This window comes from Bradyrhizobium sp. HKCCYLRH2047, assembly GCF_051168175.1.
In the GTDB taxonomy this organism is placed as follows: domain Bacteria; phylum Pseudomonadota; class Alphaproteobacteria; order Rhizobiales; family Xanthobacteraceae; genus Bradyrhizobium.
Genome location: NZ_JBNPUM010000005.1, coordinates 417711 through 431599, shown reverse-complemented (window position 1 = coordinate 431599; position 13889 = coordinate 417711). Strand labels below are relative to the sequence as shown.

Annotated in this window: 12 protein-coding genes; 6 read left to right on the top strand and 6 right to left on the bottom strand. The window is 63.6% G+C overall.

The genetic code is table 11. From position 1 onward, the window contains the following. Position 1: 1 nt before the first annotated feature. The 3 genes from ACQR1D_RS15245 to ACQR1D_RS15235 all read right to left on the bottom strand — a co-directional run bounded on the left by ACQR1D_RS15245 (position 2) and on the right by ACQR1D_RS15235 (position 4428). The gene (locus tag ACQR1D_RS15245) at positions 2-1813 is read right to left on the bottom strand and encodes an amidohydrolase (RefSeq protein WP_434839995.1); all 1812 of its coding nucleotides are present in this window, start codon (positions 1811-1813) and stop codon (positions 2-4) included. Between the two features lie 221 nt (positions 1814-2034). Further along, on the bottom strand, positions 2035-2835 hold the full coding sequence (locus ACQR1D_RS15240; RefSeq protein WP_434839996.1) for a hypothetical protein: 801 nt from the start codon (positions 2833-2835) through the stop codon (positions 2035-2037). 96 nt (positions 2836-2931) lie between these two features. Continuing rightward, positions 2932-4428 carry an amidase gene (locus tag ACQR1D_RS15235; RefSeq protein WP_434839997.1) on the bottom strand — a complete coding sequence of 499 codons (1497 nt, stop codon included), beginning with the start codon at positions 4426-4428 and terminating at the stop codon, positions 2932-2934. A 739-nt stretch (positions 4429-5167) separates the two neighbouring features. Between ACQR1D_RS15235 and ACQR1D_RS15230 the strand changes: the two genes are divergently transcribed. Continuing rightward, positions 5168-5461, top strand: coding sequence for a GlsB/YeaQ/YmgE family stress response membrane protein (locus ACQR1D_RS15230; RefSeq protein WP_434839998.1), 294 nt, complete (start codon positions 5168-5170; stop codon positions 5459-5461). Between the two features lie 14 nt (positions 5462-5475). Here the strand turns inward: ACQR1D_RS15230 and ACQR1D_RS15225 are convergent, their stop codons facing one another. Beyond that, positions 5476-6462 (bottom strand): helix-turn-helix domain-containing protein, encoded by a 987-nt coding sequence (locus ACQR1D_RS15225; RefSeq protein ID WP_434839999.1) that lies wholly within the window; start codon positions 6460-6462, stop codon positions 5476-5478. A gap of 104 nt (positions 6463-6566) precedes the next feature. Here ACQR1D_RS15225 and ACQR1D_RS15220 point away from each other — a divergent pair, with 104 nt between their 5' ends. After that, the gene (locus ACQR1D_RS15220) at positions 6567-7292 is read left to right on the top strand and encodes an alpha/beta fold hydrolase (protein WP_434840000.1); all 726 of its coding nucleotides are present in this window, start codon (positions 6567-6569) and stop codon (positions 7290-7292) included. 156 nt (positions 7293-7448) lie between these two features. Continuing rightward, positions 7449-7952 (top strand): hypothetical protein, encoded by a 504-nt coding sequence (locus ACQR1D_RS15215; protein ID WP_316180941.1) that lies wholly within the window; start codon positions 7449-7451, stop codon positions 7950-7952. A 25-nt stretch (positions 7953-7977) separates the two neighbouring features. Here ACQR1D_RS15215 and xth read toward each other — a convergent pair whose 3' ends face one another. After that, on the bottom strand, positions 7978-8748 hold the full coding sequence (gene xth, locus ACQR1D_RS15210; RefSeq protein ID WP_316181024.1) for an exodeoxyribonuclease III: 771 nt from the start codon (positions 8746-8748) through the stop codon (positions 7978-7980). A 156-nt stretch (positions 8749-8904) separates the two neighbouring features. Beyond that, positions 8905-9732, bottom strand: a complete 828-nt coding sequence (locus tag ACQR1D_RS15205) for a helix-turn-helix transcriptional regulator (protein ID WP_316180939.1) — start codon at positions 9730-9732, stop codon at positions 8905-8907. Between the two features lie 91 nt (positions 9733-9823). Here ACQR1D_RS15205 and ACQR1D_RS15200 point away from each other — a divergent pair, with 91 nt between their 5' ends. The 3 genes from ACQR1D_RS15200 to ACQR1D_RS15190 all read left to right on the top strand — a co-directional run bounded on the left by ACQR1D_RS15200 (position 9824) and on the right by ACQR1D_RS15190 (position 13559). Further along, complete coding sequence (locus tag ACQR1D_RS15200; protein ID WP_434840001.1) at positions 9824-10726, top strand: SDR family oxidoreductase; 903 nt, start codon at positions 9824-9826, stop codon at positions 10724-10726. Positions 10727-11267: 541 nt separating this feature from the next. After that, complete coding sequence (locus tag ACQR1D_RS15195) at positions 11268-11981, top strand: hypothetical protein (protein ID WP_434893868.1); 714 nt, start codon at positions 11268-11270, stop codon at positions 11979-11981. Positions 11982-12071: 90 nt separating this feature from the next. Next, the gene (locus tag ACQR1D_RS15190; RefSeq protein ID WP_316215635.1) at positions 12072-13559 is read left to right on the top strand and encodes a lipase family protein; all 1488 of its coding nucleotides are present in this window, start codon (positions 12072-12074) and stop codon (positions 13557-13559) included. Positions 13560-13889 lie beyond the last annotated feature (330 nt).

The window sequence follows — 13889 nt, the reverse complement described above, 5'->3', positions numbered from 1 at the left end:
TTCAGAGTCCGTCGCGATGTGTGATCCGGCCGTTCATCATCGTCAGCTGAACGTTCACCTTGCCGATCTCGTGTGGCCCGACATCGAACAGGTTCTTCTCGAGCACGATCAGATCGGCCAGCTTCCCGACCTTGATGGAGCCGATCTCATCCTCCATGCGCATCTGATAGGCCCCGTTGATCGTGTAGCCTCGAATGAGCTCCGGCAGGCTCAGGCGTTCGGTCGCGGGCGGATGGACCAGGCCGTCGGGCTTGCCGGGCTCCTGACGCGTATGGCCGGCCTGCACCGCCTCGAGCGGCTTGACGACGACCTTCGAGCCGGTCGCCAGGGCATCCATTCCGAACGACACCGTGACGCCTTGGTCGATGAACGTCTTGAAGGTGTACATGCGGCTCCAGCGCTCTTCGCCGTAGAGCTCGCGGATGCGACGCTGGCTCGTGTCCGGCACGCCCCACTGGATCTGGGTGTTCGCGATCACGCCGAGCTTTCTGAAGCGCGCAATGTCCGAGGGCGCAGTGAGGAACGCGTGGCAGATGGTATGGCGGCGGTTGCCCGGGCCATGCTCGCCAAACGCGGCGTCGTATGCATCCAGGCTCATGCGGACTGCGGCGTCGCCGACGGTGTGAAGATGCGTGTCGATTCCCTCCGCATGTGCCTGGCGCAGGATTCGGTTCAACACGGGCGCTGGCAGCAACGGTTCGCCGCGCCAATCCGGACTTCCGGCATAGGGATCGAGCAGATAGGCGGTGCGGGTCAGCTCGGTGCCGTCGACGAGCAGCTTGAGCACCTCGGCCTTGACCAGCGGCGTGCGATAGCGCTTCCGGTACGCCCGAATGATCGGCAGCGGATCGACGTTGGGATCATTGTGATAGAGGCAGCCGATCACGCGTTGCAGCAGCTTGCCGCGCCTCTCGAGGTCGACCAGCATGTCGAAACCGTGATGCTGTTCGGTCGGCCAGGCGCTGAAGCCGGCATCGAAGAAGGTGGTGATGCCGGCGGCCGCCAGCTTGGGCTGCCATTCCTCGATGGCGGCGGCGGTCGACTTGAGGCCGAACGGTTCGATGCCGTGCTTTTCGAGCGTCTTCAGCACCGCGAACAGCGCGGGCACTTCCGAAATGAAGCCGGTCGGCGCGCCATTGGGATCCTTTTCGTACCAGGAGGAGCCGGGTACGACGTCGCGTGGGGTGGCCTTCGTGATGCCGGCCATCTCCAGCAGCTTGGAATTGACCCAGTAGCTGTGCAGATCGCAACTGACGAGCAGGACCGGCCGGTCAGGGAAGATCGCGTCCAGCGGTTCCTTGCGCGGACCGGAGGCCGGAAACGCGCCCGCGATCCATCCGAAGCCGAGAATGAACTTCTCGTCGGAATGCGTCTTGGCGTAATCACGCAGAATCTCGTAGATGCGCTCGGGATCTTCCTCGTTGACCCAGGCGCCGCGAGCAAATGCCAGCGTGCAAAGATGCCAATGCGCTTCGACGAAGCCCGGCATCAGCATACGGCCCTTGAGGTCGATGACCTCGGCCCCGCGTCTGCCAAACTTCATCGCTCCGGCATCGTCGCCGACATAGACGATCTTGTCTCCCTTGACGACGACGGCCGCCGCCCAGGGCTGCGAGTCTTCCACCGTATAGACGCGCCCGCCGCGAAACACGGTCGTGCGGCTGGAGGCGGCAAAAGCCGGAGCCGGGCCAGTGGCCGCGAATGCTGCGGCGGCAGCCGTGGTTGCAACCATCCGGCGACGGGTCAGTCCGCCGCTCTCCGTCTTCGACGCCGCAAACAGCGAACCGATGGCTGAGCCGCATGCGATGCACATTGTCCTGCTCCGAACGCCCGCGCTCCGCATGAGCTGCGTCGTCTACCAATCGAACGCAAAACTACGTCTCTCCGCACATTCCAGGATTGACCGCGATCAAGGCGGCCTCAAACGAGGCGAACGTGCGTACGCAAACCGAAGTTCTGTTTGCTGATGACGAAAATTCGAATCGAATGCCTTCAGACAGGATCGCAGACCGGATTACTTCGATCCGGGCAGAATCATTTTGGAAACAGGAAAGCCAGACTCGCCCGAAACTGCCAATGCGATGCCTGGTCCGGCTTCAGCAGGTTGTAGTAGACGCCCACCTCGGCATTGATCGGCTGCCTATCGACCATGAAGAGCTTGCCCACGCCGACGCCGACCGGGACGACCCAGCGATCATTGCCCTTCGCGAGCCAGTTCGCCGTGATGATGGGACTCGAGCTGATGTAGGACCCGTCGGAGAAGTTGTAGGTCACGAAGTACTGCAGCATCATCTGGTTCACCGGCGCGCGGTCGCTCGGTCCCGCAAACGACCAGATGTTGTTGGCGAGCACGCCGAGCACCCACGGGCCCGGCATGGTCAGCGCGACGATGGTCGGGCCTGCGTTCCATTTCCCCGAACCGAGGGCGGGGTCGGTTGCCGACGGATAGGAAAAGGTCGGGCCGACACCCCAGATGAGCGGGCCCGAATGCGATGGGGTGAGCGCGAAGATCTGGTTGATATCGCCGACCCCGCCGATCCGGCCCTGCTCAGGGGAGAAGCGCACCTGGGCGATGCCGGGAATGGTCGTGCGCGTCACCAGATTCCAATCGGCATTGAGCTGGAACGGGATCACCGGCTCGATCTTGAAGACGTCGGCCGTCTGCCGGTACGGGCCCGTGTTCGGCATGGCGATATTCTCGAGGCCGACGCTGATCGTGTCCGCGATCGGGTTCTGCGCCGCCTTGGCCAGATCTTCGAGCGACGGCGTCCTGGCCTGCTGTGCCAGGGCGCCGGAGTCATGGCAGAGCGCCGAGATCAGGAGCAACAGAACCACACGTCGGAAGGCTCTCGGCATCCTTGTCGACCTCGCTGTCGAAGCGCAGCTCTTGCAGCCATTGTCTCGCCTCCGCACCGTATGGCCCCGCTTGCATCAGGTGAAGGTCGGGAAACGCTCGCCCGCGAACAGGGAGCGCCGGAGACGGGACCAGTTTGACGCGAACTGGAACGTGTCGAGATCGGTGTAGGTCTGGCCGATCACCTGCATGCCCGCGGGCATGCGGTCCTCGACCAAGCCGAGCGGGACGTCGACGACGGGATAGCGGTTGAGCAGGTTCCAGTGCCACGTCAGCGCCAAGTTCAGGCCGGTGCCCACCCACGGGTCCACCTTGTTGTCCTTGCTCTTGAACATGTCGGCCCCGACAAGAGGCGTTGCCATGGTCGGCATGAGCAGGATGCGGTAGCCCTTGCCGAACACGCGCTGCTGGACCTGGCGGTGCAGCCGCTGCAGCAGCTCCTCGGCTTCTTCGGCCTGGCGCGGTCCGACCGCGCCGACCTGGTCGAGCATTTCGGTCATGTAGGGCGAGAGCTGATCGCGATGCGCATTCGAGATCTCGATCGCGGTGCCGATGGACGTCGACATCAGCCCACGGATGAAGACCATCTTGTGGGCCTTCGTGAAGCCGCAATCGACCTCGTCCACCGTGCAACCCGCGGCGCGCAGCGCCGCGATGCCTCCCAGCATCGCCGCCTTCACGGACGGGATGGCCTCCGCAATGCCGGCGCCCCAATCGACGGCGATGCGCCACCCGGAAAGGCGCGGATAACGGGTGGGATAGTCGAGGCGAGGGCGCATCGCGGCCATCACCCGCTCGGACGGACCGACGATCGCGTTCTGGAGGCGGACGAGGTCGTCGAAGCGCCGCGCCATCGGGCCCGAGGTCGAGAACGGGATCTCCCCGCCGGCCACGCGTCCGAACGGCGGCCTGAAGCCATAGAGGCCACATTGTGAGGCGGGAATTCGGATCGAGCCGCCCATGTCGGAGCCGAGGGCGAGCGTCGTGAAGCCCGCGGCCAACGCCGCGCCGGACCCCGCCGACGACCCGCCCGGAGAATATTCGAGATTCCATGGATTGCGCGTCGTGCCCCAGGCGCGGGTGGATGCGCCGAGGAAAAGATAGAATTCCGGCACGGTCGTCTGGAACGGCATCACGGCGCCGGCCGCCTCGAGCGAGTCGATGATGGCCGCGTTCTCCGTTGCCGGCGGCGAGTCCTTGTAGATGAGCGAGCCCTGCGTCGTCCGCCAGCCCGGCCTGGAGAACTCGTCCTTGATGGCCACCGTGATCCCTTCGAGCGGCCTCGGATTGCCGCGCCGATAACGGTCTTCGGACTGCTTGGCCTCCTTCATCGCCTGGTCGAAGTGCTCGTAGGTGATGCAATTGACCTTCGGGTTGTAGGCTTCGATCCGCTTGATCTGCGCCTTCAGGAGATCGACCGGCGACGCCTTGCGGGCCCGGAACATGGCGGTGAGATCGGCGACCGATGCGTAGCAGAGCGGATCGGCGGACTCGGCCCGCGCGGCCGGCAAACCGAGTTCGGATGCGACCAACGCCGCTCCCGCGCCTTTGATGAGCATTCGTCTGTCGATCATACACGCCTCCGCATTTCCGGGAATCGGTCCGAGTATTTCGATTGGATCGTGAGGTGACGATCCGAGAAGAACGCAGGATTCAGCTTCGCTGTTCGTGGTTGAGCTGGCCGTTCATGACGGTCATCAGCACCTCAATGTTGGGCCAGCATCGGCCGCGGCGAACGCCGCGCCTGTCTGGACGAGCGGGCGTCGTGACAGCCCGGCCCCGTTGGCGCAGTCACAATCAAGCTGGAGCAAACCGCGAAATCTCGGCCCGTTGCATGCGACGTACATGAATTCACCTTTGCACGCTCTGCGGGAAAGACACTATTCCCGATTCCGCGGATCGTATGAACTCGGGGGAACTACGTAGTCCATTGCGTGCGAAGCGTTCGCATGAGCTGCTCGTGTTCGAGACGAATAGGTTAGAATGATTGTCAATTCGGAATAACTCCGCGACTTCGAAGCGGAATCGCCATTCGAAGCAAGCAGGCCGCATCACATTGTGAGGGACGCCGGCCTGCGTATCGTCCAGTTTGCGATTAGGTCGCGAACTCATCCGATCTGCAGAGTTCAGCTCATGGCAACGAAATCGATGTAACCTGCACGTGCGCGATTCGTCCGGCTCTGCGAGCGTGACCCCTGATCTGGCGGCATCCGTGTCGCAACCGGCGGTCCCGCTTCGCTCGGCAAGGTGCTCTCATGATCTTGCTGCTGGCCGTGATTCCCCAGTGCGACGGCAGACCGATGGAGTGAAAGAATGTTCACACTGGTACATGCAGGGACTTGGCTCGTCGTCGGCTTGATTGGCGGCGGCCTTGCCGGAATCCTGGTGAAGCGCCGCCGAGCAGGTTTCGGGCTCCTCGCCAACATCGGGTTGGGATGCGTCGGCGCCCTCATCGGCGGTGTCTTGTTCAACCTGTTCGGGTTGTTTCCGGGCATGGGCAGCATCGTCATTTCGCTACGCGATGTCGTCGCGGCGTTCGTCGGCTCGCTCGTCCTGCTGGCGGCGATCTGGTTGTGGGGCGTAGCCCGCGAACCGAGCCCGCGCTGAGCCCCACGCGGTCGTCAGCCCGAGTGGCGCGCGGTCTCCGCGCGCCAGTCGCGCGGACGCATGCCGAAACGCTGCTTGAAGCGACGCGTGAAGTGCGACAGATCCGAAAAGCCCCAGTCGAAGGCGATGCGGCCGATGTCGCGGCCGCATCGGGCGGGATCACGCAGATCGCGCGCCGCGCCATCGAGCCGGCGCTCCATCACCAGTTCGGAGAAGCTGGTGCCGGCGCGGGCCAGCAGCTTGTGCACATAGCGCTCGCTGATCCCGACGACAGATGCGATGGTCGCCACCGTCAGGCCGGGCTCGCGCACCCGCTCGTGAATGGCGCGGCGCAGCGCCAAGGTCGTTGCATCGGCAAACGCGGTGGTCGCATGCGTCTCGCGGCGGCCGCGGCGCGAAAGGCTCAGCGCCACCAGATCGAGCAGCACGTCGAACAGCGCCGACGCATCGTCCGGCGCGAGCCGCAGCGCATTGGCGTTGAGGGAGCGCGCCGTCTCCACGATCAGTGCGCCGACGCACGGGTCGTCGGACAGCCGCGCCGGCGCGATGTCCGGCACCGCCGGCAGGCGGCTGAACAGCGCATCGGCGGGGACGCGGAACGAGATCACGCCGAGCGACGGCCCACGATCGTGCTGCAGCACGAAGGTGCGGTCGCTGTCGAAGATACCGACCTGGCCGGCGGACAGGCTGACATCGCATTCGTCCTGCAGGATGGTGCAGCGGCCGGCGAGCTTGAGGTTGAGATAGAAGCAGCGCTGGGTGGAGGCGGCGATGTCCGTGCGCGAGCGGCGGACGATGTGCTCGGGAAAGCTGACGCGGTTGATGGCGCCGCTCCCGACGCTGATGCTGTGCACCTCCGCCGCGAATCCGATGCCGCGCGCCGGCTCCGGCGTCAAATTCATGAAGGCCTGGCAGATCGCCTCGCGGTAGTACGAGAACTGCTCCTCCGGCCGCACCGCTGCCGTATTCCAGCTCCGCTGCCGTTCCGGCTCGGCGCCCATCGGTTCACTCCGAGACCAATCGGGTTCAGTTGCAGCCAAGCGCCGCGGGCGCGGTCCGGCCCATAGTCCTTGCACCGCCTTCCATCGTGCAAAGGAACGTGATCATGTCAACCTACGTCCTGGTCCATGGCGCCTGGCATACCGGCGCCGAGCTCGAGCCGGTCGCCGCGCCTATTCGCTCCGCCGGCCACACGGTCCATCTGCCGACCATCCGCGGCAACCGCCCCGGCGACGCCAAGACCATCGGACTCGACGAGGCGATCGCCTCGATCTGCGACTACTTCACCGAGCACGACATCACCGACGCCGTGCTGATGGGGCACTCCTATGGCGGCATGGTCATCACCGGCGTCGCCGACCGCATCGCTCAGCGCATCCGCCGCCTGGTCTACTGGAACGCGTTCGTGCCCAACGACGGCGAGTGCCTCAACGACATGGTGCCACCGCACTATGTTGCGCTGTTCGACGCGGTCGCTGCGGAGCGCGGCGACGGCTCGGTGGTGCTGCCGTTCCCGGTCTGGCGCGAGGCCTTCATCAACGACGCCGATCTCGCCACCGCGACGCGCACCTATGAGATGCTCAATCCGCATCCCAACAAGACCTTCACCGACAAGATCAAGCTGCGCACCGATCCCGCCGAGATGGCCATCGCGAAATCCTACATCAACTGCACCGAGGACACGGCGCTGCCGCACAGCCTGCCATGGCATCCGCGCCTGTCCGGCAAGCTCGGACTGTTCCGGCTGGTCCAGGTGCCCGGCAGCCATGAGCTGTGCTTCTCCGATCCCGGCCGGCTTGCGCAGGCGATCATGGATGCGGGCCGGGACTGACGGTGCGCCGTCACGCTCTCGGTGTGGCGCCATGTGGTGATGATTCAAGGTTGTGATCGGCGTCACATTCGCCGGGAGCGCGATCGGCCAGACTGATCTCCGATGATTGCAGCTCGGCGGGGCATCCATCCTCGCCGCACCATCGGAGAACGCGTCATGGCCCAGCTCCATTTGACGTCCCCTCGGGGTCTTGCATCCAAGACATCAGCCGCGAAAGCGCCCGCGCGGCCGGCCGCGACCAGGGCCGGCTGGCTCGCGATGGCCGCCGGCGTGATCACGACCGTGTTCGCTGCGATCGGCGCGGTGAACAGCGTCATTCCCGCGGCGTCGAACGTCGGCGCGGCCGTGCTCGAAGCGCTGAATGTGCCGGCCTGCCTGTCCTATGCCGATCGCTATGACGGCACGCAGAGCAGCTTCCGCAAGGAAGGCCAGCTCTGGCGCGAATATCCGCGCGGCTCGGAGACCTTCAGCTACGAGTTCAGGGAGATCCGGCGCACGCGCCAGGAGATCATGCTGTGGAACGTGACGCCGCGCCCGAACGTGCCCGACGCCGCGAGCCTCGTCGTACACCTGCCGGTGTGCGGCGGCATGGCGGTGCTGACCGAGGGCCTGCCGGAGCGGGCGACCAACCTGCAGCAGACCTGGCCGGACCGCGGCTGAAGCTCCGACGCGCGCGACCTTCGGACTATGTCAGCACGATCCACGCCGGCGCGTGATCGCTCGCGCCGTCCTCGCCGCGAATGGCGCGGTCGACGCCGGCCTTGGCAAGGCGCGGCGCGAGTTGCGGGCTCAGCAGCAGATGATCGAGCCGCAGGCCGGCATCGCGCGGCCAGCGGTTGCGCTTGTAGTCCCAGAACGTGAACATCGGCGCATTCGGATGCAGTGTGCGGATCGCGTCGCACCAGCCTTGATCGATCAGCGCGTGAAAGGCGGCGCGGCTCTTCGGCTGGATCAGCGCGTCCTTGTCCCAGGACTTTGTCGGATAGATGTCGAGCGTATCAGGCGCCACATTGTAGTCGCCGGCGAGCACGACCGGCAGGTCGTCCTTGATGAACTTGGCCGCGTGCCTATGCAGCCGCTTGAACCAGGCGAGCTTATAGTCGAATTTCGGCCCCGGCTGCGGATTGCCGTTCGGCAAATAGAGGCAGCCGACGACGAGGCCGCGCACCGCGGCCTCGATGTAGCGCGCCTCCTCGTCCCTGGGATTACCGGGCAGGGTGGTGCGCGTCAGCACCGGCTCAGCCTTGCGCGCGAGGATCGCGACCCCGTTCCAGGTCTTCTGCCCCTGCCACACCGCGCCATAGCCGGCCTTGGCCATCGCATCGACGGGGAAATCGACCTCGGTGCATTTCAGCTCCTGCAGGCAGACGATGTCGGGCCTGGCGGCGCGCAGCCAGCGCAGCAGATTGGGGAGCCGCCGCCGGACATTGTTGATGTTGAAGGTCGCGATCTTCATGATGCCTGTTGCGGTGGGGATGGTCCGGATGACCAAGCTCGCAATCGCCTTTTGGTTCACGCTGCAGCATCGATGCAGCCAAGGCTGCCTATGAAAGCCCGGCCCATCAGGCAGCCACGCGCTTCTCGGCGGCGCGAGTCGAGAAGGCGCACGTGTCTATTTAGGTCGCGACGTCACCAGCGCGCGGATCTTGTCCGCATCCTCCGGCGTCGCGGGATTGTAGATCACCATGGTGAGGTCGGGCCGGCCATCGACGGCGAAGCCCGAGAATTCCAGCGAGAGCGGCCCGGCGACGGGATGGTGCAGGACCTTCACGCCATCGCCATGCCGCCCTTGCACATCATTGTCGCGCCACATCGCCGCGAAGTCCGGGCTGGTCGCGCAGAGCTCGTCGACCAGCGATTGGACATTGCGGGCCGCGCCGGCGCGCGCCACGTCGGCGCGGAAGGACGCGACCACATAGCGCGCCACGGCCTGCCAGTTGGACTGTGCGGCGCGGACGCGGCTGTCGTGGAACATCATGCGCAGAACGTTGCGCTGGCCCTCGGGCAGGGTGCTGTAGTCGGTGAGAACGACCGTGGCGGCCCTGTTCCAGGCGACGATGTCCCATGTCGCCGTGCGAACGAAGGCGGGGCTGTAGTCCAGCGTGTCGAGCACGCGTTGCAGGCGGGGGGAGATGCCGTCGATGGCGTGATAGCGGGCTTCGGGCGGCCGGCCGAGACCGAGCAGGAACAGATGCTCGCGCTCGACGTCGGTCAGCATCATGGCGCGCGCGATGCGGTCCAGCACGTCGGCGGAGGGCGCGCCGCCGCGCCCTTGCTCCAGCCAGGTGTACCAGGTGGCGCTCACATTGGCGCGTTGCGCCACCTCTTCGCGCCGCAGCCCCGGCGTTCGCCGCCGCTGCAGCGGCAGGCCGAACGCGGTCGGATCGAGCTTGGCGCGACGATCCCGGAGATAGGTCCCGAGCGAGTTGCTGTCCGTCATCCTGTTAGCGATTATACCCGTATAATGTCACGACTTTACCCGCATGAGCAGCGTAGCAATATCCCGGCGATCTGAACAGGGAGTGTGTCTCATGCGTGTCTTCGTCACCGGCGCCGCCGGCTTCATCGGCTCCGAAACCACCAAAGAGCTGATCGCTGCCGGGCATCAGGTCATCGGCCTCGCGCGCTCCGAAGAGAACGTCCGCACGCTCGAGCAACTGGGCGCGCAGGTTCATCGCGGATCGCTGCAGGACCTCGACAGCCTCAAGCGCGGCGCGAAGGACGCCGACGGCGTGATCCATCTGGCCTTCATCCATGACTTCGCGAAGTTCGCGGAGAACGGAGCGATCGACAAGGCCGCCATCGAAGCCATGGGCGAGGTGCTGGTGGGCACGAACAAGCCGTTCATTGTCACCTCCGGAACGGGGCTCGTGGCGGCCAATGTGGTGGTCACCGAAGACATGCGGCGCGAGTCCAGCGCGCATGTCCCGCGCGTGTCCGAGCAGACGGGTCTCGCCTATGCGTCGCGTGGCGTGCGCGCGATGGTGATCCGCCTGCCGCAGGTGCACGGCGCACCAGGAAAGGCCGGGCTGATCTCCTATCTGGTCGAGCTCGCGCGACAGAAGGGCCGCGCCGCCTATGTCGGCGCGGGCGCCGAGCGCTGGGCCGCGGCGCATCGATCGGATGTCGTCCGCCTCTACCGGCTCGCCCTGGAGAAGGGCGTGGCCGACGCGATCTACCACGCCGTCGGCGAGGAGGGCGTCCCGATGCGCGAGGTCATCGAGGCGGTCGGCCGCGCGCTGAACGTGCCGGTCGTGTCGATCAGCAAGGAGGAGGCGGGCGACTACTACGGTCCACTGGCGATGTTCGCGGGCCTGGACATGCCGGCCTCCAGCACCCTGACACAGCAGCGCCTGGGCTGGACGCCCGAGGGCATCGGCCTGATCGCCGACATCGGCCAGCCGGACTACTTCAAGCCGAGCTCTCGGAGTTGAAGGATTGCCTGGAGCGGGTGGCGCGCCTGATCCTCACCCGCTCGCTGCGGCTGAAAGGCCCGGTCCGCCTGATGGCGGCGTTCGGCAAGTGCTTTCCGTCGTAGCCTCGGGCGGGGCGCCGGCCCCTCGGTCGCTGGGGAGTTCTATGCACTGTCGCCGAATTCTCCAGAAATAGGTCGCAAATGACAGGCCAGCGGGGAGGGTTGCCCCTCAATCGGCCGCGAGCTTGCCCTGTGCGGCCGCGACGATCTCGTCCTGCAGCGGCCGAGGGCCGAGCGCGCGCCGTCACCATCGTGCCGATCAGCATAGTCAACGTACGGATCGCTTCGCCGCGCGCCTCTCGGCGCGATCGTTCCTAAGCTGCTGGCGCATTTTCACGGGGCGGCCCGCATGAGCGCGGCCCCCCGAATTCGCAGCGCTCATCCCCGCTTGCATACCTTCAGGACTTCTTGAAGATTAGACGTGCTATGCTGATTGTGAAAAAGTCTATAGACGTCGCGTAGTCACCGTTGCAGGACATGGATGCGCGCTGTTCGCAACCATGCGAGTTCAGCGCTACGATACACATGAAAAACTCGAAGAGCGGGCTCGTGCGATGAATCAACAAGCAAGGCTTCGTACAGGTCGGCGAGGGTGGCGAATTTTGCTGCTGCCACTTCTGATCATGCCGTTTGTGCCCGAGATAGTGGTCTATGCGGCAACCGTTCTAGGAAGGTCGGTCGGCTGTCGACTTGACGATTCGAATGAGGCGGCGTGTCAGGTCGCAGGTTGGCAAATCAGCAGCATCCTGGATGCTGCGCTGCAGGCGGGTCTGCTTGTCAGCGTGGCCTTCGGAATCGGATTTGCGGCTGTCTGGCTCGCAGTGTGCTATTACGTCGTCAATAGGGGCTGGTCTCAAATGGCAAGCCGCGTCATCCTCATTTCCTTGTTGACCATGATGTTTGCTGGGCTACCGTATTTGGCGCCTAACTTGGCGTTAGCTTATGTTGCGAACCAAAGGTGCGAGGCAAACGGCGGCTCTTGTTACGTGTTTGGCGGTAAGGTAACTAATACGGCAAGAGATGTCGTCGTTGTATCGGATCAGCCGTTCATTGCCAGTCTCGTCAAATCGCCGCCGGGTCCGATCGGGATTGGCGCTCCGATCGCTGGTGGCATGTTCGTGATTTACGTCGTCGGCATGTTGGCATCTCGAATTATTTTGCATCGCCGCAAGGCGGCTACAGATGGCACTGGAGCATCGTCGAGCAAGTCTTAGCCGATGGGGACCTTCCAAGTCCTGGGGATGGCGTTGCCACGCGGTCGCAAGCATGATCTAATACACGCCAGGGTATTGGAGGCATCTACGATGCGAAAATGCTTCATTTTATGGGGCAGGGGCATTATTGCGTTTGCTCTACTCATACTATCCTTTTCAATTCAGAACGTTTTTGCGCAAGAGCAGGACTGCCAAGCTTTAAGGGCAAGCGACATAGGAGACGCCTTCTTCAAGGTAGGCGCATTCGACCTGGGTCGGCCATTCGAGTGTCAGGCGGCCAAGCAATCGGCAATCAAATTTGCTGGATATTATGCGCCATACGCCATCCAAGCCGCGCTCTCGTACGTCTCCGATCATCAGATCAAGGAGGGACCGGATAATTTTGGGGACGAGCAGAATGTTCGCAAAGCGAAGAGAGTGTTCAGACAGTGGGAGTATCAGTTTGACAGTCTAGGCTTGGTAAAATGTACGATACCGGGCGACGAAAATTGTGTGGACGACCGCCCCCAGCGCTGGACGTTGTTTTCGACGGATGGACTTTATTATCAGGTCTGGGCTCGTCACCTCGCCAATCGTGGATGTTCAGAGGTTAGCATTGCATTTCGGGGCACAGTCAATTCGTCGGTCGCCTTGTTCTTGGCGTCCTGGAGTTCGAACGCCCATCGCTTCTCTCGTTACGCGCATATCGATGACGAATACGATCAGTTGGCGCGGCGACTTGATAATCTGATAGAGAAAATCAAGGGTATGCCCTGCTACAAGAGGGCAAACGGAAACGCTCAGATTGTTTCAGTTGGACATTCGCTCGGCGGCGGGCTCGCAGAGTTCGCAGCTCTTGCAACGAAGGCGGGCCGAATCAAGAAGGTCTTCACGTTCAATTCGTCCCCTGTGACGGCGCCGGATCTGATCAATGATCAGACGTGGAATACAAATCGGCAAAAATTGACCATCGACCGCGTCTATCAGGAAGGTGAAGTTCTTTCAAAATACGCGGTCATCCGTGGTCAGCAGCAAACTCCCGCGTTCGAGTGCGATCCCTTGGTTAGAACGGTTCAGATCAACGCCTTCAGGGCAGGTGCACCCAAGACCACGTTTCAGAGGGTCGTGCGGTGGGTCAATCCTGGGGCATACAATGCCTACGAGGAGCACGGCATAGTGCCGCTGGCTTCCAAGCTTGTGGAGTGGACGGACGAACGGCAGTCCAGCTATCCGCCTCTGCCCAGAAGTGCTCACACGACCTGCGACCCGAGCCCTGACTATCAAATGCTTCCGCCGCCGTCGCCTCTCGACCAGGTCGCTTCAATGGGTGCGTGGCACGTCGCTCCAGCGGCAGGCGCACGCGATGTTGCTGGTCTGAGAAGCCAATCGCGGCGGCGCGAGCGCCAACTGCAGGCTTACGGTTCTTCTGAGCCGGGATTGTTCTCGATGCAGCCTCTGCAGTTCGCTCCGGTCGAACCAAATATTCTCGAACAGACGGCTTCTAAGCAGAAGAAGGGGGCGGCGCGGGCAGTTGTCGGTCCAAGATATCGGACTACGTTCCGCTCATGGCGGGCGGCGGGGTTGGGCACGGGGCATTAGCACTGGCTCTCGTCATGGCCGACGATTACGCTCCGACCAGCGTTTGATCACTGGATTTGCACGTAAGCAGAGGGCTGGCGTAGCTGGTGCGGATACCATGCCGCTCCTATTGTCCGCGACGACGGCTCTAATCGCTGGGGCCTAATTCTGCGGACTTTTTGCACTTTGCGGAAAAATTTCCCAGTAATTTCAGCGTGACTCACCCTGTCCAGTCCTTCGGCGAAAAATATTTAACTTCCGTTTATCGGAAAAATATGGTTCTCTCTCTCCGTCCCGCCTCGGCACGAGGGGCGTATCGCGATCGTCATGACACGCGGGGTGGGATGTGGT